We start from the raw sequence: 21,140 nt of genomic DNA, 5'->3' as shown, positions 1-21,140 counted from the left end.
CCGTAATAAAGCTAACGGCCATTCTATCGAATGGCCGTTGATTATGCAAGGGTTTTACGCAAACTTTGCGATGGGGACGAAGGTTTCTGCCTTAAGAGCAGCGCCTCCGACCAGGGCTCCGTCTATGTTTTCTTTAGCCATAAGCTGAGATGCATTTTCAGGTTTTACCGAACCACCGTACTGGATGCACATAGCCTTAGCGGCCCCTTCACCATACAGTTTTCCGATAACTTTCCGTATATATGCATGGATTGCATCCGCATCCTCGGGTGTAGCGGTTTTTCCCGTACCGATAGCCCACACAGGTTCATAAGCGATGGTAACCCGTTTGAGCTCTTCGGCAGAGACGCCTTCCAACCCCTTTACAGTTTGGGTTTCGCAAACCGCTTCGGCTTTGCCTGCTTCTCGTTCTTCCAGGAGTTCACCAACACAAAGAATTACCTCAAGCCCATGTTTGAGAGCAAGACGAACCTTTTTGTTGATAAGTTCGTCGTCTTCTTTATACAGATGCCGGCGTTCACTATGACCAAGAATAACAGCTTGCACTCCCAGATCCTTGAGCTGCAGCACCGAAACTTCTCCGGTATGAGCACCCTGTTCTTCAGCGGCCATATTCTGAGCCCCCAGCATGATATTGGTGCCCGCTACAATCTTTCCTACGGTTTCCAGGGCAGTAAAGCTCGGAGCCACAAGATACTTATGTTTTCCGTCCTTAAGCTGAGCTACCAGGGCGGTGGCTAGTTCGACTGCTTCCTGCCGGGTTTTGTGCATCTTCCAATTGCCCGCAATAAAATAATTCCGCATCAATAACTCCTCGTATTAACGGCAAACTTCGATACCGGGAAGCTTCTTGCCTTCCAAGAGTTCCAGAGAAGCACCGCCGCCGGTGGATACGTGGCTCATTTTCTCAGCCAGACCAAACTTGTTCACCGCTGCCACTGAATCACCGCCGCCTACAACAGTAATTGCACCGCGGCCGGTAGCTTCTGCAACCATTTTGGCCACTTCACCGGTTCCCTTGGCAAAGTTATCGAATTCAAATACACCGACCGGGCCGTTCCAGACGATTGTCTTTGCCTTTGCAAGCACTTCCTTGTATTTTGTCAAAGTCTTGGGTCCTACATCCAGCCCCATGAGACCATCGGGAACATCGATACCGTCGACAGCAACCGGAGTTGCATTTGCGTCGAACTTATCCGCACAGACATGGTCAACGGGAAGCACAATCTCGGCCCCAACATTTTTAGCAGCAGCAAGTATGCTCTTGGCTGTATCCAGTTGATCATCTTCTACTAGGGAAGAACCAACTTTGTAGCCTTGGGCCTTTAAGAAGGTATAGGCCATACCGCCGCCGATAACCAGAGCAGACGCATTCTTAAGGAGGCTTTCAAGAACGGCAATTTTGGAGGAGACCTTAGCACCGCCGATGATAGCCACCAGGGGCTTTACCGGATTAGTAACGATAGGCTCAAGGTAATTAACTTCCTTTTCCATAAGGAAGCCACCGACGGAAACAGGAACAAATTTAGCAATAGAAGCGGTAGAAGCATGGTCCCGGTGGGCGGTACCAAAGGCATCGTTTACGAAGACCTCACCATAGGTGGCCAGTTCCTTTGCAAGCTTATCCCGTTCTGCTCCATCTTCACTGGTCTCTTCTTTGTGGAAACGGGTGTTTTCCAGCATGATAATCGATCCATCAGGCTGGGATTCGATAAAGGCCTTTTTGCCAAAACAGCTGTCTTCACCAGCAAAAACAACCGGCTTGCCGAGCTTTTGGGAAAGATATGCCGCAACCGGTGCCATGCGGTGCTTACCCGCGATATAGGAGGCTTCATCAAAGGGTTTACCATCCTTTTCAGCCTTTTCCTTAGCCTTTTTCATATCCTTTTTGGGATCTCCCAAATGGCTCATGAGCACAAGGCTTTTTGCTCCCTGGTCCAAAACATACTTAATGGTAGGAATAGCTGCCACAATGCGGGTATCATCCTGAACTTTACCATCCTTCATGGGGACGTTAAAGTCTACGCGCATAACAACCCGTTTTCCCTTAAGATTTACATCCCGTACTGTCTTAATCATATGGTTCCTCCTGAAATGAAAAAGCCCCGGCCTAAATGGACGGGGCCCTACCTTGAAACCGTAGGCCGTACGGATTCAGGGCAAATCAATAATGAGAGGCTTTCCGAGCCACTGTCAGGTTCAGAAAGCCTGCTTTGTAGTTTGCTTAGATCTTAGCCATGTGGCGGAGCAGACCAACAACGCGGTTGGAATAGCCCCACTCATTGTCATACCAGGAAACAACCTTAAAGAAGCGTTTTTCGCCAGGAAGATTGTTCTGCAGGGTTGCCAGGCTGTCGTAAATAGAAGACCGGGCATCATGGATAAAGTCGGTGGAAACGACTTCTTCGTTGCAGTAACCCAGGATTCCCTTGAGGTAGGTCTCGGAAGCCTTCTTCATGAGGCTGTCGATTTCCTCGATGGAGGTATCCCGAGCTGCGGTAAAGGTCAGGTCAACCACAGAAACCGTGGGAGTGGGTACGCGGAAAGACATACCGGTGAGCTTGCCCTTGGTTTCGGGAAGCACTTCGCCAACTGCCTTGGCAGCGCCGGTGGTGGAGGGAATAATATTGATTGCCGCAGCGCGGCCGCCCCGCCAGTCCTTCTTGGAAACACCGTCTACAGTCTTCTGGGTAGCGGTATAGGAGTGAATGGTGGTCATGAGACCCTTTTCGATTCCAATACCTTCCTTCATGATTACATGAACGAGGGGAGCAAGACAGTTGGTAGTACAGGATGCATTGGAAACAACGTCGTGCTTGGATGCATCATATTTTTCATGGTTAACACCCATTACGAAGGTGGGAATCTTCTTGGTCTCGTCAGCGCTCTTTGCAGGAGCGGAAATGATAACCTTCTTAGCACCGGCTTCCAGGTGACCCCAGGCCTTTTCATTGGTGAAGAGACCAGTGGATTCGATGACGTACTCAACACCGAGCTTGCCCCAAGGAAGATTCTTAAGTTCCTTTTCAGCCATAATACATTTAATCTCATGGCCGTTAACCACGAGGATATCATCTTCTGCCAGAGAAGGATCGCTCTTCTTGGAAGAAATGTTAGCGTTCATCTTGCCCTGGGTGGAATCATATTTCAGCTGATATGCAAAATACTGTGCGTCGGTAGCCACATCGACCACTGCCACTACATCAATCTTGTCTTTGCCAAGCATTCCCTGGTCCACAATGGCCTGAAATACCAGGCGGCCGATACGGCCGAAACCATTAATAGCTATCTTCATACTTATACCTCCAAATCGGTAATTTTATAATGAAACAGTACGCAAAAACTAAAAAAGTGTCAACCGGCAGAAATAATTTCCAATAAATGTTAGTTATTGCATGCAAATCAATAGCTAAAAGTTGCAGCTTTTTAGATATGCCCGCCGGCTGACCACAAGAGATTTGAGCTCCGTGAGCATATCTTTATTAACCTCTTCTGCAATGGGAAATATGAAACGTTCAGTTTCATCAGTATAGCGGGCGATAAATTCAGCGTTGGTGACAAAGCCGAGGGAAATCATGTTAGAAATCCGGTCGGCCACCTTTAACACCTTGGCATTATAGGACCCCTGATTTTTCACCCGAATAAGAAAGGCAGCCTTTGTTTCGTCTATCCTACGGGATACTTCGAGGACCAGGTTGTACACCGCAGGACTGTCATAATCTATAGAGAGAAGCTGGTTCCTGTTAAAATCCGGAACATCTTCGATAAGATCATGGACCACCGAGGCTTTGAGGAGCACCGAATCGATATAGCCATAGTCAATTAAGGTTGCCATGGTATCAATCTGATGCCGAAACATATTACCACCGCCCTCGCGGTTTTTCCCGATAAGACTCGTGGCAAGCTGAATATAGGGGGCAATATGCATCCCCTTAAGCTTGAGCATTTCCTCGGTGTTCATAGCATACCCTACGCCAAATCCCGCATATAGGTTTCCAGTTTTACAATCCGTTCCTGAACTTCCACCAGTTTGGCCCGTTCCTGGTTCACCAGTTCCGCAGGAGCATTGTTTACAAAGTTCTCATTGCCAAGTTTTGCTTCTAGTACGGAACGGAATTTCTGATCCTTTTCGAGATCCTTACTAAATTTTGCCAAAAGCTGGCTCCGATCGACCGCATCTGCAATAAAGACAAAAATTTCAAAACCCTTCCCGACAAGTCCGATCGTCCCCTGCGGTTTGGCGCTCTGGCCGGCGCTTCCAAGTTCGCAAAACTCAATGGTCTCAGCCCGTGCAAGGAGGGCTATCAGGGCTTGCATCTCAATGAACGCGTCTCGGTAAGGGAATACAGCATCGAAACGTACAAGCAGTTTGATGTTTTTTTCCGGAGGTACCGTACATTCGCTGCGAAGGGTCCGGACCTGTCGAATAAGATCCTGAAGGCTTGCAAATTGAGCTTCGATATCATCGGCACGTCTGGCTTCTGTGTATTCAGGATAGGGAGCGGTAATTAGCAGCCCCTGAACGTTGGGAAGCTTGCTATAAATCTCTTCTGTCACAAAGGGAAGGAGGGGATGAAGGAGCCTCAGTGATTCAGCCAATACATCCAAAAGCACCGTAGTGGCCCGATCCTTCTCTTTGTCATCCCCCTGTTTCATGGAGATTTTAGTTGCTTCTACATACCAGTCGCAAAAATCATTCCAGAAGTATTCGTAAGCAGCCTGGGCAGCATCGTTAAAACGGTAGGTGGTAAAGGCCGCTGCAAGTTCTTTTGCAGCCCTGTTCAGTCGGGCATAAATCCATCGGTCTATGCTGGTAAGTTCGGGCTTTTCAATAAGGTTGCGGCCATTTAGATTCATTAAAATATAACGGCTTGCATTCCAGACTTTGTTCGCAAACTTGGATCCCAGCTTAAACGATTCCTTGTCGATCAAAATATCCTGGCCCTGGGCGCAGTTAAAGGCCAAGGTAAACTTAAGAGCGTCAGCACCATATTCTTCTACCAATTCAAGAGGGTCGAGCCCATTTCCGAGGCTTTTTGACATTTTTCGGCCCTGCTTATCCCGGACCAGTCCGTGAATATAAATATCCCGGAACGGAACCTGGCCGGTAAATTCAAGGCCAGCCATAATCATACGGGCAACCCAGAAAAAGATAATATCGTAGGCGGTGACTAATGTTGTGGTGGGGTAATAATTGCGCAGGTCCGCCGTATCCTTAGGCCAGCCCAGAGTACTGAAAGGCCAAAGCCAGCTCGAAAACCAGGTATCCAGCACATCCGGATCCTGTTCAAGTTCGATGGACTTGCAATAGGGACATTCAAGGGGCTCTTCCCGGGCAACAACAGTCTTTCCGCAATGCTTGCAGTACCAGGCTGGAATCCGGTGGCCCCACCAGAGCTGTCGGCTGATACACCAGTCCCGGATATTGCTGAGCCAATGTTCATAGGTATGTTCCCATTTTTGGGGGAAAAACTGAATCTCACCCCGTTTCCATGCCGCCAAAGCCTTGTCCGCCAATGGTTTCATTTTTACAAACCACTGTTCTGAAAGATAGGGTTCTATGACCGTATGGCAGCGATAACAATGACCTACCGCATGACTTATTTTTTCTTCTTTCACAAAGAGCCCCGCAGCTTTCAAATCCTCCAAAACAAACGCCCGTGCTTCTTGAGCCGACTTGCCCTGATACCGAGCGGGGACTGCATCGTTAAGTCTTCCAGTAGGGGTAAGTATGTTGATGAGCGGAAGGTTGTGCCGCTTGGCCACTTCCCAGTCATTGGGATCATGGGCGGGTGTAATTTTAACTACCCCCGTACCGAAGGCCTTATCTACATAGCTATCGGCAACAACTGGAATTGTGCGTCCCGTAAGAGGCAGCTCTACCATTTTGCCCACCAGGTGCCGATAGCGCTCATCCTCAGGGTGGACCGCGACAGCCGTATCTCCCAGTAAGGTCTCGGGCCGTGTTGTTGCGAGTTCTACATATTCAGAGCCATTTGTCCCTGCAACCGGGTAGCGTATATGATAGAGGGCGCCTTCTACATCTTCATGTTCAACTTCGTCATCAGAAAGGGCAGTTCCGCAGGATGGGCACCAGTTAACCAAATAGTTTCCCTTATACAAAAGGCCCCGTTCATAGAGGGTAACGAAGACTTCCCGTACAGCCTGAGAGAGGCCTTCGTCGAGGGTAAAGCGTTCTCGGGACCAGTCCACACTGGCCCCTATCTTTGCGAGCTGGCGGCTAATGATTTCGTGATGTTCTTTCTTTACCTTCCAGGTTTCTGCAACAAAGGCATCTCGACCTAAATCATGCCGGGATTTACCTTCCTTTTTTAAGCGCTTTTCTACCACATTCTGCGTTGCAATTCCCGCATGATCAGTACCGGGCACCCAGAGGGTTGGCTCCCCTCGCATGCGATGAAAACGCACAATGATATCCTGCAACGAATTATTAAGACCATGGCCCATGTGGAGGACACCGGTGACATTGGGGGGTGGTATTACTACGACAAAGGGTCTTTTTCCCTTTACCGGTTTGGGCTGAAAACTACTAGATGTTTTCCATTGATCGTAAATACGGTCCTCGAAACTTTTTGGATCATAGGCTTTATCCATTTCAACGGCTTCCATGGCCTACTCCTTGCGTGCAATGCATTATGTTGTAGTTAAAACCACACCCTATAGTAATGAAAGAGCAGGATCTATGCAACATCACTGTATGTTTTATTGAGAATTGCTGAGAATCGATTCAATTCGGTCTATGAGTTCTTTTGGGGTAGAAGCTCCAGCGGTTAAGCCAACCGTATCAAATTGGTATATTGCTTCGGGCAGATCCCGTTCATCTTCTATAAGCCAAACAGGGAGTCCCTGCTCTTCTGCAATGGCTTTGAGCCGCTGGGTATTGGCTGATTTTTTACCGCCGATTACCAAAACAGCGTCTACTAATTTACAGAGATTATACAAAGATTCCTGCCGTTCCCTTGTGGCTTTGCAAATAGTGTGTGCTACCTCAAGATTCGGCAAAATCTCCTTAAGAGCCGAAACCATCTCGGCAAATTTTGACTCTGAATAGGTAGTTTGTGCGAGAAGTACAACCTTCGTAGGGCTGCCATCGGTTTCTTTTATACGATGCGCAATTTCTAAGGCTTCATCGATATCGAGAACAACCATAGCCGAGGTAGCATACCCTAAGATACCAATAATTTCACTATGATTTTTTTCGCCTGCTATGATTATTCGATAACCTGCTTTCTCATAGTCCTGGGCCATTTTTTGACTCATATGCACTTTTGGGCAGGTCGCATCTACGATTGAAGCACCGGTTTGCAAAATCTCTTTTTCTAACTTTGGGGGAACACCATGTGCTCTAATGATAACAATTGTATTGTGAGGATCAGCAATTTCATTGGGAGTCTCAATAGAATAGACACCCCTTTGTTCAAGCTTGGCTAGTGTATTTGGATTATGAATAAGGGGCCCAAGAGTTACTATTTTCTTTTCAGGATGAGAAACAGCTTCCTGAAACGTTTTTTTTATTGCCCGTTCAACCCCCATACAATAACCACAAACGGAAGCTCGTATCAGTTTCATCATGCTTTCCTAAAAAAAGAGGTTGCCTAAAAAGTTATTTAACTTTTCAGGCAACCCTACCAGGTCTAACAGTATTAAAAACTATGCCTTTTTTAGACCCGTGCTTGCCGCATCTGCAGCTTTGACAGCATTCTTTTGTACTTTTTTCTCCCAGAACAGCACAAAAGCGGATGCAATAAAAATTGTAGAATATACACCGCTTGTCATACCGATGAGCAGTGCAAGAGAAAAGTCTTTCATTGTTCCAGTGGTAAAGAAGAACAGAGCAAACACAGCAAACATGGTTGTAATGGTAGTTATAAATGTTCGCGCAAGCGTTTCAGTAATCGCTCTGTTTAAGTTTTCTTCAAAACTGCTGTTAGGATACAATTTAAGGGTTTCCCGGATTCGGTCAAATATGACGATCGTATCGTTAATAGAATAACCGAGAATAGTTAAAATGGCAGCAATAGTAGTGGTGTTAAATTCCATCCTGAGCCATACAATAAAGGCTACCATAATAAGGCCGTCATGAAGTATTGCAAGCACTGCACCGGCGGCATAGTGAAATTTAAATCTGAATGAGACATAGACCAAAATGAGCAGTAGAGTTAAAACCAAGAGCATACCTGCCTGTTCAGTCAGATGCTTTGAAAAACGGGCACCCACATAGTCAGTTCTGGAGATAGCGATCTGGCCTTCGCCAAAGGCATTCTGCAACGCAGTGTTTATCCGTTCTGCAGTAAGTTTTGCAAAGTCAGCTTCCTTGCCCTTATCTTCAATACGGATAAGGAATTTTCTGTCCTTTGGCTGTCCGAGATTTTGTACAGATACGGACCCAAGGGATGTAAGGGCCTTTCTTACATCAGCAATGTTTACAGCACCAGATTGAGGATCTAAATAGTGAACACCATAGGCGGCTGATCCAAGACGAGGATTCCCCTGAGCGCTTTGCACTAAGGCAGCAGAAGAGACATCCCTGCTCACTAAGAGTTTGACCGATAGGCCTTCTATACTGGCCATAGCGTCAACCATCGCTCCAAGATTTTGATATGTAGCGTACGGAAAGGAGTAGGTCTTTTTTTCTACATCCGAGCCAGAAATAACGATTTCCAGCTTATTTTTATCCATGGAAATCCCCGCAATTCCCTTGCCGGTATAGGTTAATTGCAATGCGGTGGGCGCAAATTGTATTTCCTGGATCAAGCCAGCCTGAAAATCGACACCAAGATTAAAACCGCCATATACAACATACCCTACGATTCCCGAAACAATCAGCACGAGGGAAATGATAACAGCGGGGAGAAACACCTTTGAAAACTGAATAATGCTTTTCATTTATTTAATCCTCCAGCTGATGGAGACCGATTTTTGTTTCAGGACATCGGTACCAAAATCAAAGATAAGCCGTGAGACAAAGAGGGCTGTAAATACTGACGAAATAACACCGATTGCTAAGCTGACTGCAAAGCCCTGTATGGGTCCAGTTCCAAGTTGAGAGAGGAACAAAGCAGCAATAAAGGTTGTAATATTAGAGTCCATAATAGCCCAGAAAGCCTTGTCAAAGCCTGCATCGACCGCTGCCTTTCTACCCTTTCCAAGTCTCAATTCTTCTTTTATACGTTCAAAGACAATAACGTTGGCGTCGACTGCCATACCGATGGTTAGAATAAAGCCCGCAATACTCGGTAATGTCAAAGTAAGGTTAAATGCAGAAAGGACACTGAACATCAAGAACAGGTTCAGGGTCTGGGCAATCATGGCATTGACCCCTGCGCCTTTGTAGTAAAGGAGCATGAAAATCATAACCGCGGCGATACCACCAAGAAGAGCATTAAGACCTTGTCGTATAGTATCTTCTCCAAGAGAAGCTCCGATTGCCTGCTGATTTACAACTTCCAGATCAACCGGCAGCGCAGCGGTACGCAGAATAAGGGCAATATTGTTAGCTTCGTCGGTTCCAAAACCTGTCAGCCGTACCGAGTCACGGATTGGTTCCTGAATTCTGGCGTAACTTTTTACCTTGTCATCGAGAACGATAGCGAGGGATTTCCCTACGTTAGCGGAAGTAAGTTTATAGAAAATATCTCCCCCTTCAGTATCGAGCAGGAAGGTAACTTCAGGTCTCCCGGTAATCTGGTCCTTATCTACCAAGGCGTTCTTAATGTGGTTTCCATCCAGTCCCACATCTTTCTTAATGACAATATAATCTACAAACGTATCAAGACCGTACTTATCCTTGTTATAGTAGCCGCGTACCACGGTGTCCGCGGGTATAACCGCCGGATTAAGCAGGTTCCCTTCTCCATCAAAGGTGTTGCTGGGATGCTCGCGATAATATGTCCGGAACGCGGTAGTAGCCTCATCATCCACGATATGGAAAGCTAAGCGGCCCTTACCCATAATAATTGAGTTGATTCGCTCGGGGTCTGCAGCGCCAGGAATTTCAACATAAATTTGGTCATTCCCCTGACGCCGTATAACCGGCTCGGTAAGGCCGAATTTATCAATACGGCTGTTTAATACTTCGAGAGCACGGTTCAGAGCATCTTCTTTGTCAGCATCTGTCAGGTCCCGGCCAAGGCGTTCCTTAAGGGAATCCAGGTTTGCCTGAATAACCACACTCATACCGCCGGACAAATCCAGACCGAGCTGTACCGCACTTTGGTGCAGGTCTTTAAGAGCAAGGATTTCATCCCGGTATCTGGATTCAATTGCATCAAGAGCTTCTTTTTCTCCCGCAAAAGCCGCCAAAACAGCCTTTGCATCCCACTTGCTGGGAACAGGAAGCTTTGCAAGCCTGTAGTTTTCCTTTGCAGTCTTTATGAGGAACCCAAGCCGTTCAGGAACTGCTCCTCCTGTTTTGGCTAATTCCTTTAATTCCTTTATATCTGCCTGTGCTTTTCTGTTCGCATAGGACTTAATCTGTTCACGGGAACCCAAGGCGAGGGTCTGATCCTCTTTGGGTACCATAAAATACCAGCGCAGGGTCGGGTAAAGGAATGCAAATGCAATCGCGACCGTGGCAAGGATGATGAAGAACCGATACCGTTTACTCATGCCGTTGCTCCAATGTTCTGTTAGAGTTAAAATTATTTAGTTTCTTCTGCAACCGCTTCTGTTGCTGCCTTATCTGTTTTGGCACTCTCTACAACGGAAGCAATAGCGCTTCTGCTGAATTCGATCTTTGTTGAATCATCAACCTTTACAACCACGGTTCCTTCCTTAACGGATTGAATAACACCGTGAATACCGCCGATGGTCACAATCTTGTCACCTTTTTTAAGGGAGGCAAGCATTTTTTCGGTTTCTTTCTGCTTTTTGTTCTGGGGACGGATGATCAGAAAATAAAAAATAAGGATCACCAGTCCAAAGGGTACAAAGGTTGATATAAGGGACGCGGTGGTACCAGCACCAGCTGCTTGGTCGGGGGCTCCCATCAGGAGCGGGAAAACAAATGTATTCATAGAATTACTTCCTTATTGAGAGACTTCTCCGTAAAATACCATAGGGAATTGCCTCGGTCAAGGCACAAGACGTACAATATTAAAGTACAACGACCTTGTTTACTTCCACTGGAAAAACACCAAAAAGCCTATCAAAGGGAAAACTACGGTCATAGTTAGTATGGGCAGCTGCATTGTATGTAGCAATCACGAGATCCAGTTCTGCAGGATCCTTAGAATAGATGGCGGAGCTATAAGCGGCTCTAAAAAGACCCTTTTCCGCTAACTCCTTGGTGCTTAAAGAGGCAAATTTTCGTTTAGCCTGCCCGTCGACTATTGCTGCAGGCCCATCATAACCAATAGTAAAAATAAAGTCTTCTCGGGACAGCATATTCTCTCCTATCCTAAAAATAAAGACTGCGAAACAACCATAGGTCATTCCGCAGTCTCCAGCCTAGATTGAGATTATATATTTGTCAATAAAGGATGTTTCAGTCTACCGGTGAAAAGTCATCCTTGGACGCACCACACATGGGGCATACCCAATCGGCGGGCAGAGATTCAAAGGGAGTCCCGGGCTGAATTCCCCCATCCTTATCGCCTTCCGCGGGATCATAAATATATCCGCAGACATCACATACATACTTCTTCATAGCTGTACTCCTTCTTAAGCCTTCCACAGGCCGTGTAAATTGCAATATTCCCGAGCAGAAACTGTTTTTGCGGATACCGCAAATTCAGCCACCGGGGTGTCACCGGGTTTCAAGAACTTTCGGTGAGAAACTCCATCGGCAATCAATTCAATCCATTCGATATAATGCTTTTCTTCCATCGGATGCATGACAGAACCTACGGATACTTTATAGCCCGTAGCAGTTTTTTCAATAACTGGAACGTGCTTTTCTTTGGCTGCGTCGGTAGTGTTTTCCGTGAGAAGCTTCATAGGCTGACCGCAGCAGACTAATTCACCAGCTCCTGCATGAATTACTTCCACGATATTTCCGCAGAGCTCACACTTGTAAATTTGAGAAACCTGGGTCATCATGTGCTCCTTTAGTAGTTTTCACCAAGTAGTTCAAAATATGCCTGGGGATGTGCACAGGCAGGACAAGCTTTAGGAGCTTCGGTTCCTTCATAGAGATAGCCGCAATTCAGGCAGCGCCAGACTACCGGTTTGTCCTTTTTAAATACCTGGCCTGCATCAATATTTGCCTTGAGCTTTTCATAGCGTTTTGCGTGCTGCTTTTCGGCGACCGCTATGGCTTCGAATACTGTAGCGATAGCAGAAAAACCTTCTTCCCGCGCCACTTTAGCAAATTCAGGATACATGGTCTGCCATTCATAGTTTTCACCCCCAGCGGCTTCTAGGAGGTTTTCTGCGGTGCTTCCGATTACACCTGCAGGAAAAGAGGCTTCTATTTTCACTTCGCCGCCTTCAAGAAATTTAAACAACCGCTTTGCGTGTTCCTTTTCTTGATCCGCAGTCTCACTGAAAACAAGCGAAATTTGTACATATCCCTCTTCTTTTGCCTTGCTGGCAAAGTAGGTATACCGGTTTCTTGCCTGCGATTCGCCGGCGAAGGCGGTAAGCAGGTTTTTTTCCGTCCGTGTTCCTTTCAGGCTTGCCATAGCACTCTCCTTGTATTTGTTTTTTATGAGAAGGTACTATGTATTCTGATAGCAAAATTAAATAATTGCAAGTCTTTTTAGCAATATTTTTAGGAATTATTATTAATTTAATTGATTTGCGTATTCTTTTTTGTATGGCTGCAGTATAGGGTTATCAGGAGACAGAGAAAGCGCTTGTTTTAAATAATAAACGGCCCGTCGTTCATCCTTTCTGCGATGGTAAATTTCAAGCATTGCGATAAGTGCATCGAGATTTCTTGGGTCTTCAAAAAGGCTTGAACGGAGATCGTTCAATACGGTCTCTTCATCGGTCCTCATGCGGCTTCTTAGATAAAAATATTTACTTTTTAGGGTAGCTTGAGTTACCGTGCTTAATTTTGCATCAATAATCAGCCTGGCTTCTTCTCTTTTATCTGCACTAACGAGGGAGAGTGCATACATATAGGCATTTTGCTCATTAAGCGGATCTTTTTCGTAAAGTTCTTTAGCAAAAAGGAGAGCCTGATCGAACTTTTTTAATCCCTGCTGAATAAGCACTTCGTTGGACAGATCTGTTCCAGATCTGCGGCTCTCCAAAAGTTTGCTGTTGTACTGCTGGGCTTGAAACCAGTTCTGCCTCCTCATCGACACCAATACGGCTAATTCAAGCACATTGTTTGGGGAATTGGCATCTTTGAGCATCATGTCGAGCATAGCCTCCCCTTCCTGACGATCCGATTCTCGATCAGATTCAATGAGCAGCTTTGCCATATAGGTATTCGCAAGAGGGTCGGAAGGATTGATGCGTAAAATGGAGCGAAGGAATGTAAGCGCTGCATCGCGGTTCCGATATCCTTCAGCCTGCAGACGAGCCCGCAGATATAAATAGGTTGTGTTGGTATTATCTAATGAGCCATAGGCATCGAGTAAGGGGGCAGCCTGTATATATTTGCCCTGTTCTACAAGAACACTTATCCGCATGAGAAGTAATTCTCTATCCTTTGGATCCCTTTGCAGCAGTTCTGCGAGGGCCGGTTCTGCCCTGGACCAATTTCCTGTTTGGTAATATAAAACAGCTAATTCTCTTTTTATACTCCAGTTTTCGGGGTATCTGGAAATAAGATCAGTTAGCAACGAAACCGCACTATCCTGTTTACCCGTAGATGCATAAATGCGCGCTATGGCGAGACCAGCGGGATAACATTCTATAGAAAGTTGATAGGCATTCACATATAAAGCCAAGGCTTGATCTTTCTGACCAGTTCGTTCCAGTATAATCCCTTTGAAATAATAGGGCAGTACAGACTTTCCATTCAGAGCCATAGCCCGGTCTATATCAGGACTGGCAACAGCCAGCCGTTCGCTCCGCCGTTCATTGAGCAGTGCAATAAAGGGGAGCAGCATTTCAAAAAAGTCTTGAGAACTGGATGGCGCTGGCGTATAAATGCCTTTTTCTGCATCCTTGAGAATTTTGGCATAGGGACTCGAAACAGGAATATCGGTTTGCGGCATTTCCGCAACCAGAGCGGGATACACGGATTTGAAAAGGCTCACCGCTATTGCTGAAAGGGTCCTGCCTAGCTCAGTATCCGCTACATCTCGATTTCTCAGCAAATCAAGAGCCCGCAGCAAAGATGGCGGAGTACCCGTTTCAATTAAAGCACGAATTTCGTCTGCTAGGCTGGCATTTTTAGGTTCACCAGATGCTATTCCCCGATCAATAGGCGTTTCAGTAATCCGGTTAGTGCTGGCACAGGACAGCAGCACACCAAGCAACACGGGAATCCAAAAAAATTGGTATACGCCCCACAGACGATTCCAACAATTCATGATTTATTGGTTTTGGCTGTCCTTTTCATCCTGTTTTGGATACAGAGAGAGCAATAATAGAAAAATACCGGCAAATAAAAGGAGCAGAGGCCAGGCGGTAAGAATAAATCTTTTAAAAGAAAAGGTAACTAGATCGAGGGAAAATATTAGCAGAACCACCCCTAATACCACAAAAGCGATGGCTGGAACAATAAAACGGACTAAGCTGGTATTGGAACGAAACCGGGCAGCGGGAATTAATGCGGTCCCTGCAAATATTGAAATAGCTGGCCATACTTTGGAGAAGGGATATGGTATGGTATGAAGAATGATCAACAAGAGGAATAGGCCAAGCTGAATAAAGAAGGCGGCGAGAAACATATATTGCAGCCGATGAACCAGTTTAAACGCAAAAAGGGCAAATAAAACACCGATAAGTAAAAAAAGGCTTGCCGGAATGGTTGCAACCTTTGCAATTCCGGAAAGACTGGCTATAAAAAGGACCGATCCAAGGATCATAAGAGAGAAGCCGATGAAAAATGACAAACGGCTGGCGATGTTTTGCATTGGTTTCATATTCATTGTATGGTATTATAATGATTCTGCTTTAACCTTGCCAATGGGAACTGCCTGTGATAGTATCAAAAACCCATGAATCGTAAGAATTTTTTGGTAATAAGTCTGGGTATTTTCATTTTCCTAATTATGGCATGCGAGACCTCGTTTTTACCAATAGGGGCGTTAAGGACCTACGATTCCTATTATATAACGGGCAGCAAAGAAAAAAAAGAAATCCTTAAGGAACTGTTCCGGCTGCTTAATCGAGAAAAACAGCCCGGAGAAGAACAGTTTTCCATAGTAAGAGAAATTGCCAACGAACTCTTGAGCCAGCAGGAATATGCAAAGCTAACCAACTTTTTAACAGACTGGATTACAGCCCATCCGCAGGACCCCTATAACGCATACCTGCTATTAATGGTTGCCTATGCTTACCTCAAGCAGGATGCGGGGCCTGTGGCCGCCATTTATTTTAACCGCATAGTAACACGCTATCCGGACTTGCTTGTAAAGGGTGAATCCATCCATTATCAATGTCTGAAACAGCTTATCCAACTAGAAAAAAAACCGGAACATCAGATCCGCTATTATAAGGAACTTATTGCCCGCTTTCCTGAAAAAATCGACCTTGGGAATGCCCATTTTATGCTCGGTCAGGCTTATGAAAAGACCGGGGAATGGGACATGGCTATCCAGACCTATTCAAAATTCCTGCCTTATTACAGTGCCTCTATTCCGGGTTTTCCAGATGCTCTTGGCTATGCAATGAAATTGGTAGACTATTATAACTCTCCGAAGGACTGGACTTTTGAATCGCTGGACAGTCTCGTTGCTGCGGTAAAAAAAGCCCTCGATGCGGGCAACAGCCGTGAATTACGGCGGCTCCGTGCCAAGGTTAATTTTTTTGCAGTTTCCTGGGGTCAGGATGCGAACCAGCCGGTCGGTATGGATGAGTTTAACCTTTCGGATTTCATGGCCGGCAACCGTATACGATATGCCGATACTGTAGATGCTAGTTCGAACGCGAATGAAGCATATCTTAAAACATGGGGATGGACTCAACGTATTACAACCTGGTATTTGTATTTCAGAAAAATCTACTTTCCCGCAGATCCGGAGATTCACGGCCGCTGGGAATGGGCCGGTGTATATTACGGAGAAAAATTCTGATGATTTATTATTCAATGAAACCACTGATCAGAGTTTTTATCATATTTTCTATTTGTCCTATTAATCTGCATCTTCAAGCTGCCGAAAACTTGCCTGTTTCTAAAAACAGCTCAGGACAAGAGAGCCTTGTTCCCTTGGATGTAAGCCGTCAAAATGGTTCGGCGCTCCGTATGCTCATGGGTATAGATAAAAATCCAAACAGCTCAAAACCTTTATCTGTTAATGGTACAGCCCTAAGCTGGCATGGGACTCAGAGTTTGGATATTTCTATCCCTGGTCTTGAGCAGCCTCTGACACAGCAGTATATAAAACAATACTCCAGCCCTGCAGGATTAGCCTGGCTTAAAACAGTGACAGGCCGGGGGAAACTCTATTTGCCCTACATTATAAAAGAAGTAGAGGATATGGGGCTTCCTCTGGAGCTTGCCTATTTGCCGGTTATTGAAAGCGCTTTTCTGCCCACCGCCATAAGCCGCTCCGGCGCTGTCGGGCTATGGCAGTTTATGAAGAACAGCATTCATGGATATGGGATGACAATCGACGACTGGAGAGACGACCGGAGAGATTTTATTAAGTCCACCAAGGGAGCTCTAAAAAAGCTTAAAGATAACTACACCTATTTACAGGACTGGCCTCTTGCACTGGCTGCCTACAATGCTGGTCTTGGAGCGGTGCAGCGGGCAATTCAAAAGGCGGGAACAAAGGACTACTGGACACTGGGTGAAAAAAAACATCTAAAACAAGAAACCGTTCACTATGTACCGAAATTTCTTGCCATTGCATCCATACTCATGAATCCAGGGAAATATGGTTTGGAAATTGAATGGCTTGAATTGCCACCGATAGAACTGATACCGGTCGGAAAAATGGCGGACTTGAGACTTATAGAAGAAAAAGCAGGTATTCCTCCAGGGGTTTTAAAATCTTTAAATCCTGAATTAATCTACGGAATAACGCCTTCGGATCCCAGATATAATCTGAAAGTTTTTGCCGATCACAAGGAATCGATACTCACGGTTCTGGCAAACAAAGATGAACCGCTTGTACTTTATTATTTTCACACTATCCATTCAGGAGACACCCTTTCGGCTCTTTCTCGTCATTACGGTGTGAGTGTTGAACAGATTAAAATGGCAAATCCGGGTATCCAAGATCGTTACTTGCAGCTTGGCTCTAAAATTAAAATACCGGCCCTTAAAAATGTGGGGCCCTATGAACGGCCCATACAGCCTTCTACAACAATTGCATTTGAAGGGACCCATATAGTACAAAAAGGCGAAACACTCTGGGCAATTGCCCTTGCCTATGAGGTAGATCCTGAAGTATTGGCTACTGTCAATGGCTTAACCCTCTCTTCCATATTGCGCGAAGGTTCTAAACTAAAAACGCCGATAAAGAAGACGGGGTCTACAGAATGAAAGCATCGGTACCCATTTATGTGGGGAAAATCGGTATACTGTGTCTTTTAATCAGCCTTACTGATCTTGTCTGGCCGCAGACAGAAAGACCTCAATTCAGCATAGAACCGCTCATCCAATGGAATACCATGGAGCTGGTCTCTACCGTGAAACTCGATATGGGATCCGCGGGCCTGCGCCTGCCTACGGGCAGAGCCCATGGAGAAGAGTTGCTCTCTATAGAATTTCCACGTATCGTTGCGCCCTTTCTTTTTTCTGTTCCGGTAGACAGCAGTACTACTATTGAAACCACCATCCAACAGGGCCAACTCTCCATGCTCGATATTGATATATTGGTGGAGAATGCGAATAAATCCACTGCTGTTTTAGACTTAAGTCGCAACAGCTTGAACAGAACCATTTCAATTCCTCTAACTGGCATGGCCTCCCTTCTTGTTCGGCATCAGGTACCGTCAACGCTGCCAAGGCTCCTTATTCCTCAGGCGGTGAAAGATTATACGGGTATAATCATTTTCGCTCAGGATCCGCTGCCCATCCATGGGAGACAAAGCACTGCACGGCTAAATCCCTGTTTGTTTCCAAAAATCTGGGACTCGGACATGAATTTAATATTCGAACGAAACATGGTTCTTCCCGAGATAGCCAAGAATCGAGGCATTGTTCGGTATACCTCGAGCGACCGTGTACTTCTTCCCACGCCTTCTGGGCTTGCGCAGGAATTGCATGAACTCGTTGGAGACCGGCCCCTGCGAATTTTGGCAGATAAAGTATTTGGCAAACTGCCCACCGATCCGGTAATCAGCAAAGCAGATGCCCAAACATTACTTTCATCAGAAAACAACCGCCGCCTTCTACAGGAAGGCAGGGTTGTTATAGTAATTGATAAAAGCCTGTTAGTTCAGAATTTTACCGTTCCGAAAGATTCTTTACCTTGATATAGTTCAATCATATCCAGGGGTATAAGCGCCTGTACTTGACCATTCTGGATTATCCTCGGTTCCACTGTTTCAAAGAATCCAGTACCTACTGCAAGGGGGCTCAGGTTCGGACGAGAAACACCTTGGATCAAAATAGCTGCAAGCTTTGCCATGTTTCCTTTGGGCAGCGATGTTTGACCAAGCGCCTCCATGAAAGCAGTGAAAGGATCAGGATCGGGATATTCATCAATTACAACCTCTACATCCTCGGATAGGTTTAAGGACTCTTTCAATGCCGCAAGGGTATATTGAAGACCGCCGATGTCATCAATAAGACCATTTTGTACCGCATCGGTACCTGAATAGATACGTCCCTCGGCGAGTTCTTTAACCTTATTCTCATCCATATTTCGCCCAGCAGCCACTTTTGCAACAAAATCATCATAAAGTTCCAGTATCCACTGGCGGTATTCTTTCACCTCCGCATCATTTAGATCCCGGTAGGGTAATATAATTCCAGCCTGGAGGTCTGCATGGCTGCCTCGTTTCAGAAGGTCTATCGAGAACCCCAGTTTATTGTTAAGACCCGCATCGTAGAACCAGGAAGCAATAACGCCAATGGAACCGGTTATCGTATAGGGTGTGGCATACAGGTTTGTGCCATACATGGAAACCCAATAACCGCCGGATCCGGCAACAGAACCCATAGAAACATAAACAGGCTTTTGTTCTGTCGCTTTTTTGACCGCCTCCGCCACATAGTCTGCAGCAATAGCATCCCCCCCAGGAGAATCAACCCTCAGCACAATGGCCTTTACATTATTATCTTGAGCGAGGTCATCAATAATTTTAGCCAATGTTCGGGCATTCATACCACCTTGCAGTGCGGTCTCCCCATTGGCATAGACAATCGCAATGTGCGGTGGTTCACCCCAGATATCTTGCTGTTGCGACGTCATCCTATAGGTCGACATAAGGGACATCATGGGCATGCTGCCCTTTTGGAAGAGGCTTAGGGAACCATTGCCAAATACCTGAACTGGGTAATCTTTGCCCGACAATTCCCGAATAATCATCCGGATGGCATCTTCCCTGCCCATAGTATCTACCAAAGCGGCAGTTTTTGCTTCCTTAGCACTAAGGAGGAAATTGTCCTCTAAGAGAATTGCAAACTGTTCAGACGACAGGCCTCGGCCCGTCAGAATTAACTGTTTCGTAGCGTTAAAAATGCTGTCTAAATATGCTTCGTATTGTTCCTTGTCCGCTTCAGAGAAACTATCCCTGCTATAGGACTCTGCGGCAGATTTATATGTAAAATATTTGAGTTCCCGGAATCCTATTCCAAGCTTTTCCAGTGTATGTTTATAATACCCGCGGCCAGCAACATAGCCATCGAAAGAAAGGACTCCCTGGCTATCCATAACTATGCGGTCTGCCACGGACGCAAGGGCGTATATATCAAACGTAGGATCCTGTATAAAGGCAATTACTTTTTTCCCGGATTTCTTAAAATCCTCTAAGGAGCTTCGCAGTTCCCAAAGATCACTGCGAGAAGCAACTAAAGAAGTGGTATTGAGGATGAGTCCTTCTATAGCAGGATCTTTTTTTGCCGAATGAATGGTTTCTAAAACAGTAAATAGAGATGCAGAGCTGTTAAAGAAGGACGGCGCAGCAGATAGGTTTCCTAATGAAAGCTCTAGGTACGATTTCGCAGCAGAAGAACTTTTCATTGCAAAGCCGTCCTTGTTCATCACAAAGGAAAGGCCCGCTCCGGCGGTAAGAGACCCGCTGAAATCTTGTTTATCTGAGTATAGGGAAGAACTTAGACCAAGCATGCCATAGCGAAAGGCAAACCCTAAGGTTAGTGAACCTGCGCTGTTGTATTTGCCGTATAGTTCAAAACCCTTAACGGGTGCAACACTTACACCGGCTTGCCACCGTTGGGTATTCGGGTCCGTAAATGTATCTGAAGCTGACCAGGCACCAAAGAGGGTGAGCAGATTTGAACCAAAGGGGCGTAAACCTCCATCAACATAGAGATTCCATTTTTCACTATTTATGTAGTTCTGAGTAAAGGTAGCCCCTAACGAAAGCTGCTGTATGGGTCGTACAAGGAGTCCGGCCTGCAGTGCATGGAAATAATCATTGACCGAATGCTGCTGGTTAAAAACACTAATGTTGGCGATACCAAAGGCAACACTTCGATTCCCGCCAGAAAAACCTAAATGGACATCTATTTGATTTGTATTATCTGGCAGGTTTGTTGAATAGAGCCCCATAAGCATATAAGGATCCGCATAAAAATAAGCCCACTGGCTTTTTGATTGCAGGTTCCGCGGATCGGCAAATACCCATGTATCCATCTGAGTACTCATAAAAGGCATGGTCGCGCCCAAGGCGGGGTTTATAAAACTTCCAACCGCATCTGTCTGAACACTGCCTGTGGTCCCAAAGAGAGATGATACTTGCCAGGGTTCAATAAAATTATCAGATGCCCATATGCTTCCCTGAATCAGAGTAAGCAAACCGACAAGAACTAAGACAAACTTTTTTGGCATGTGCATACAAGCTCCTATCTATTAAGAACATTTCAGCAAGCTGCTATAAGAGGAAGTGTAGCAGAAAGGACTTTATATTTCAGTCCC

At 45.8% G+C, this 21,140-nt stretch carries 19 protein-coding genes; 3 read left to right on the top strand and 16 right to left on the bottom strand.

The genetic code is table 11. From position 1 onward, the window contains the following. Window positions 1-54: 54 nt before the first annotated feature. The 15 genes from tpiA to Q7P68_RS00680 all read right to left on the bottom strand — a co-directional run bounded on the left by tpiA (window position 55) and on the right by Q7P68_RS00680 (window position 15,008). The gene (tpiA, locus tag Q7P68_RS00750; RefSeq protein WP_304221571.1) at window positions 55-804 is read right to left on the bottom strand and encodes a triose-phosphate isomerase; all 750 of its coding nucleotides are present in this window, start codon (window positions 802-804) and stop codon (window positions 55-57) included. A 15-nt stretch (window positions 805-819) separates the two neighbouring features. Continuing rightward, a complete protein-coding gene (locus Q7P68_RS00745) occupies window positions 820-2,079 on the bottom strand; it encodes a phosphoglycerate kinase (RefSeq protein WP_304221568.1) in 1,260 nt (419 codons plus the stop codon). Between the two features lie 145 nt (window positions 2,080-2,224). After that, a complete protein-coding gene (gap, locus tag Q7P68_RS00740) occupies window positions 2,225-3,295 on the bottom strand; it encodes a type I glyceraldehyde-3-phosphate dehydrogenase (protein WP_304221565.1) in 1,071 nt (356 codons plus the stop codon). A 114-nt stretch (window positions 3,296-3,409) separates the two neighbouring features. Next, window positions 3,410-3,961 carry a hypothetical protein gene (locus Q7P68_RS00735; protein ID WP_304221562.1) on the bottom strand — a complete coding sequence of 184 codons (552 nt, stop codon included), beginning with the start codon at window positions 3,959-3,961 and terminating at the stop codon, window positions 3,410-3,412. 8 nt (window positions 3,962-3,969) lie between these two features. Further along, window positions 3,970-6,630, bottom strand: a complete 2,661-nt coding sequence (locus Q7P68_RS00730) for a valine--tRNA ligase (RefSeq protein ID WP_304221559.1) — start codon at window positions 6,628-6,630, stop codon at window positions 3,970-3,972. Window positions 6,631-6,723: 93 nt separating this feature from the next. Next, window positions 6,724-7,590, bottom strand: a complete 867-nt coding sequence (gene ispH / locus Q7P68_RS00725) for a 4-hydroxy-3-methylbut-2-enyl diphosphate reductase (protein ID WP_304221556.1) — start codon at window positions 7,588-7,590, stop codon at window positions 6,724-6,726. Window positions 7,591-7,671: 81 nt separating this feature from the next. After that, window positions 7,672-8,907 carry a protein translocase subunit SecF gene (gene secF, locus Q7P68_RS00720; protein ID WP_304221553.1) on the bottom strand — a complete coding sequence of 412 codons (1,236 nt, stop codon included), beginning with the start codon at window positions 8,905-8,907 and terminating at the stop codon, window positions 7,672-7,674. Further along, entirely contained in the window at window positions 8,908-10,629 is a 1,722-nt protein-coding gene (gene secD / locus Q7P68_RS00715) for a protein translocase subunit SecD (RefSeq protein ID WP_304221551.1), read from the bottom strand. 32 nt (window positions 10,630-10,661) lie between these two features. Further along, window positions 10,662-11,036, bottom strand: coding sequence for a preprotein translocase subunit YajC (yajC, locus tag Q7P68_RS00710; protein WP_304221548.1), 375 nt, complete (start codon window positions 11,034-11,036; stop codon window positions 10,662-10,664). A gap of 79 nt (window positions 11,037-11,115) precedes the next feature. Then, window positions 11,116-11,406, bottom strand: coding sequence for a hypothetical protein (locus Q7P68_RS00705; protein WP_304221546.1), 291 nt, complete (start codon window positions 11,404-11,406; stop codon window positions 11,116-11,118). Window positions 11,407-11,506: 100 nt separating this feature from the next. Then, window positions 11,507-11,668 carry a rubredoxin gene (gene rd / locus Q7P68_RS00700; protein ID WP_013969264.1) on the bottom strand — a complete coding sequence of 54 codons (162 nt, stop codon included), beginning with the start codon at window positions 11,666-11,668 and terminating at the stop codon, window positions 11,507-11,509. A gap of 14 nt (window positions 11,669-11,682) precedes the next feature. After that, window positions 11,683-12,060: a desulfoferrodoxin gene (locus Q7P68_RS00695; protein ID WP_304221537.1), complete on the bottom strand. Its 378-nt coding sequence runs from the start codon at window positions 12,058-12,060 to the stop codon at window positions 11,683-11,685. An 8-nt stretch (window positions 12,061-12,068) separates the two neighbouring features. Then, the gene (gene rbr / locus Q7P68_RS00690; RefSeq protein WP_304221533.1) at window positions 12,069-12,644 is read right to left on the bottom strand and encodes a rubrerythrin; all 576 of its coding nucleotides are present in this window, start codon (window positions 12,642-12,644) and stop codon (window positions 12,069-12,071) included. A 102-nt stretch (window positions 12,645-12,746) separates the two neighbouring features. After that, complete coding sequence (locus Q7P68_RS00685; RefSeq protein WP_304221530.1) at window positions 12,747-14,453, bottom strand: tetratricopeptide repeat protein; 1,707 nt, start codon at window positions 14,451-14,453, stop codon at window positions 12,747-12,749. A gap of 3 nt (window positions 14,454-14,456) precedes the next feature. Beyond that, complete coding sequence (locus tag Q7P68_RS00680; protein ID WP_304221527.1) at window positions 14,457-15,008, bottom strand: hypothetical protein; 552 nt, start codon at window positions 15,006-15,008, stop codon at window positions 14,457-14,459. A gap of 129 nt (window positions 15,009-15,137) precedes the next feature. On the opposite strand from Q7P68_RS00680, the gene Q7P68_RS00675 reads away from it, so the two are divergent. Genes Q7P68_RS00675 through Q7P68_RS00665 form a run of 3 tightly spaced genes read left to right on the top strand, consistent with a single transcriptional unit; the run spans window position 15,138 to window position 18,513 of the window. Beyond that, a complete protein-coding gene (locus Q7P68_RS00675) occupies window positions 15,138-16,160 on the top strand; it encodes a tetratricopeptide repeat protein (protein ID WP_304221524.1) in 1,023 nt (340 codons plus the stop codon). After that, on the top strand, window positions 16,160-17,578 hold the full coding sequence (locus Q7P68_RS00670; RefSeq protein ID WP_304221521.1) for a LysM peptidoglycan-binding domain-containing protein: 1,419 nt from the start codon (window positions 16,160-16,162) through the stop codon (window positions 17,576-17,578). Before Q7P68_RS00675 ends, Q7P68_RS00670 begins: the two co-directional genes overlap by 1 nt. Then, window positions 17,575-18,513: a polymerase gene (locus tag Q7P68_RS00665; protein ID WP_304221519.1), complete on the top strand. Its 939-nt coding sequence runs from the start codon at window positions 17,575-17,577 to the stop codon at window positions 18,511-18,513. Before Q7P68_RS00670 ends, Q7P68_RS00665 begins: the two co-directional genes overlap by 4 nt. On the opposite strand, the gene sppA is transcribed toward Q7P68_RS00665, so the two are convergent. After that, window positions 18,477-21,053: a signal peptide peptidase SppA gene (gene sppA, locus Q7P68_RS00660; protein ID WP_304221517.1), complete on the bottom strand. Its 2,577-nt coding sequence runs from the start codon at window positions 21,051-21,053 to the stop codon at window positions 18,477-18,479. The genes Q7P68_RS00665 and sppA overlap by 37 nt on opposite strands. Window positions 21,054-21,140 lie beyond the last annotated feature (87 nt).

This window comes from Gracilinema caldarium, from assembly GCF_029265695.1.
GTDB lineage: Bacteria > Spirochaetota > Spirochaetia > Treponematales > Breznakiellaceae > Gracilinema > Gracilinema caldarium_A.
Note: the sequence above shows the minus strand (reverse complement) of the source record. Positions and strands in the feature narration are given on the sequence as shown.

Coding starts and splice junctions, on each gene's coding strand:
- tpiA (WP_304221571.1), bottom strand. CDS start 804: ATGCGGAATTATTTTATTGCGGGCAATTGGAAGATGCACAAAACCCGG.
- Q7P68_RS00745 (WP_304221568.1), bottom strand. CDS start 2,079: ATGATTAAGACAGTACGGGATGTAAATCTTAAGGGAAAACGGGTTGTT.
- gap (WP_304221565.1), bottom strand. CDS start 3,295: ATGAAGATAGCTATTAATGGTTTCGGCCGTATCGGCCGCCTGGTATTT.
- Q7P68_RS00735 (WP_304221562.1), bottom strand. CDS start 3,961: ATGAACACCGAGGAAATGCTCAAGCTTAAGGGGATGCATATTGCCCCC.
- Q7P68_RS00730 (WP_304221559.1), bottom strand. CDS start 6,630: ATGGAAGCCGTTGAAATGGATAAAGCCTATGATCCAAAAAGTTTCGAG.
- ispH (WP_304221556.1), bottom strand. CDS start 7,590: ATGAAACTGATACGAGCTTCCGTTTGTGGTTATTGTATGGGGGTTGAA.
- secF (WP_304221553.1), bottom strand. CDS start 8,907: ATGAAAAGCATTATTCAGTTTTCAAAGGTGTTTCTCCCCGCTGTTATC.
- secD (WP_304221551.1), bottom strand. CDS start 10,629: ATGAGTAAACGGTATCGGTTCTTCATCATCCTTGCCACGGTCGCGATT.
- yajC (WP_304221548.1), bottom strand. CDS start 11,036: ATGAATACATTTGTTTTCCCGCTCCTGATGGGAGCCCCCGACCAAGCA.
- Q7P68_RS00705 (WP_304221546.1), bottom strand. CDS start 11,406: ATGCTGTCCCGAGAAGACTTTATTTTTACTATTGGTTATGATGGGCCT.
- rd (WP_013969264.1), bottom strand. CDS start 11,668: ATGAAGAAGTATGTATGTGATGTCTGCGGATATATTTATGATCCCGCG.
- Q7P68_RS00695 (WP_304221537.1), bottom strand. CDS start 12,060: ATGATGACCCAGGTTTCTCAAATTTACAAGTGTGAGCTCTGCGGAAAT.
- rbr (WP_304221533.1), bottom strand. CDS start 12,644: ATGGCAAGCCTGAAAGGAACACGGACGGAAAAAAACCTGCTTACCGCC.
- Q7P68_RS00685 (WP_304221530.1), bottom strand. CDS start 14,453: ATGAATTGTTGGAATCGTCTGTGGGGCGTATACCAATTTTTTTGGATT.
- Q7P68_RS00680 (WP_304221527.1), bottom strand. CDS start 15,008: ATGAAACCAATGCAAAACATCGCCAGCCGTTTGTCATTTTTCATCGGC.
- Q7P68_RS00675 (WP_304221524.1), top strand. CDS start 15,138: ATGGCATGCGAGACCTCGTTTTTACCAATAGGGGCGTTAAGGACCTAC.
- Q7P68_RS00670 (WP_304221521.1), top strand. CDS start 16,160: ATGATTTATTATTCAATGAAACCACTGATCAGAGTTTTTATCATATTT.
- Q7P68_RS00665 (WP_304221519.1), top strand. CDS start 17,575: ATGAAAGCATCGGTACCCATTTATGTGGGGAAAATCGGTATACTGTGT.
- sppA (WP_304221517.1), bottom strand. CDS start 21,053: ATGCCAAAAAAGTTTGTCTTAGTTCTTGTCGGTTTGCTTACTCTGATT.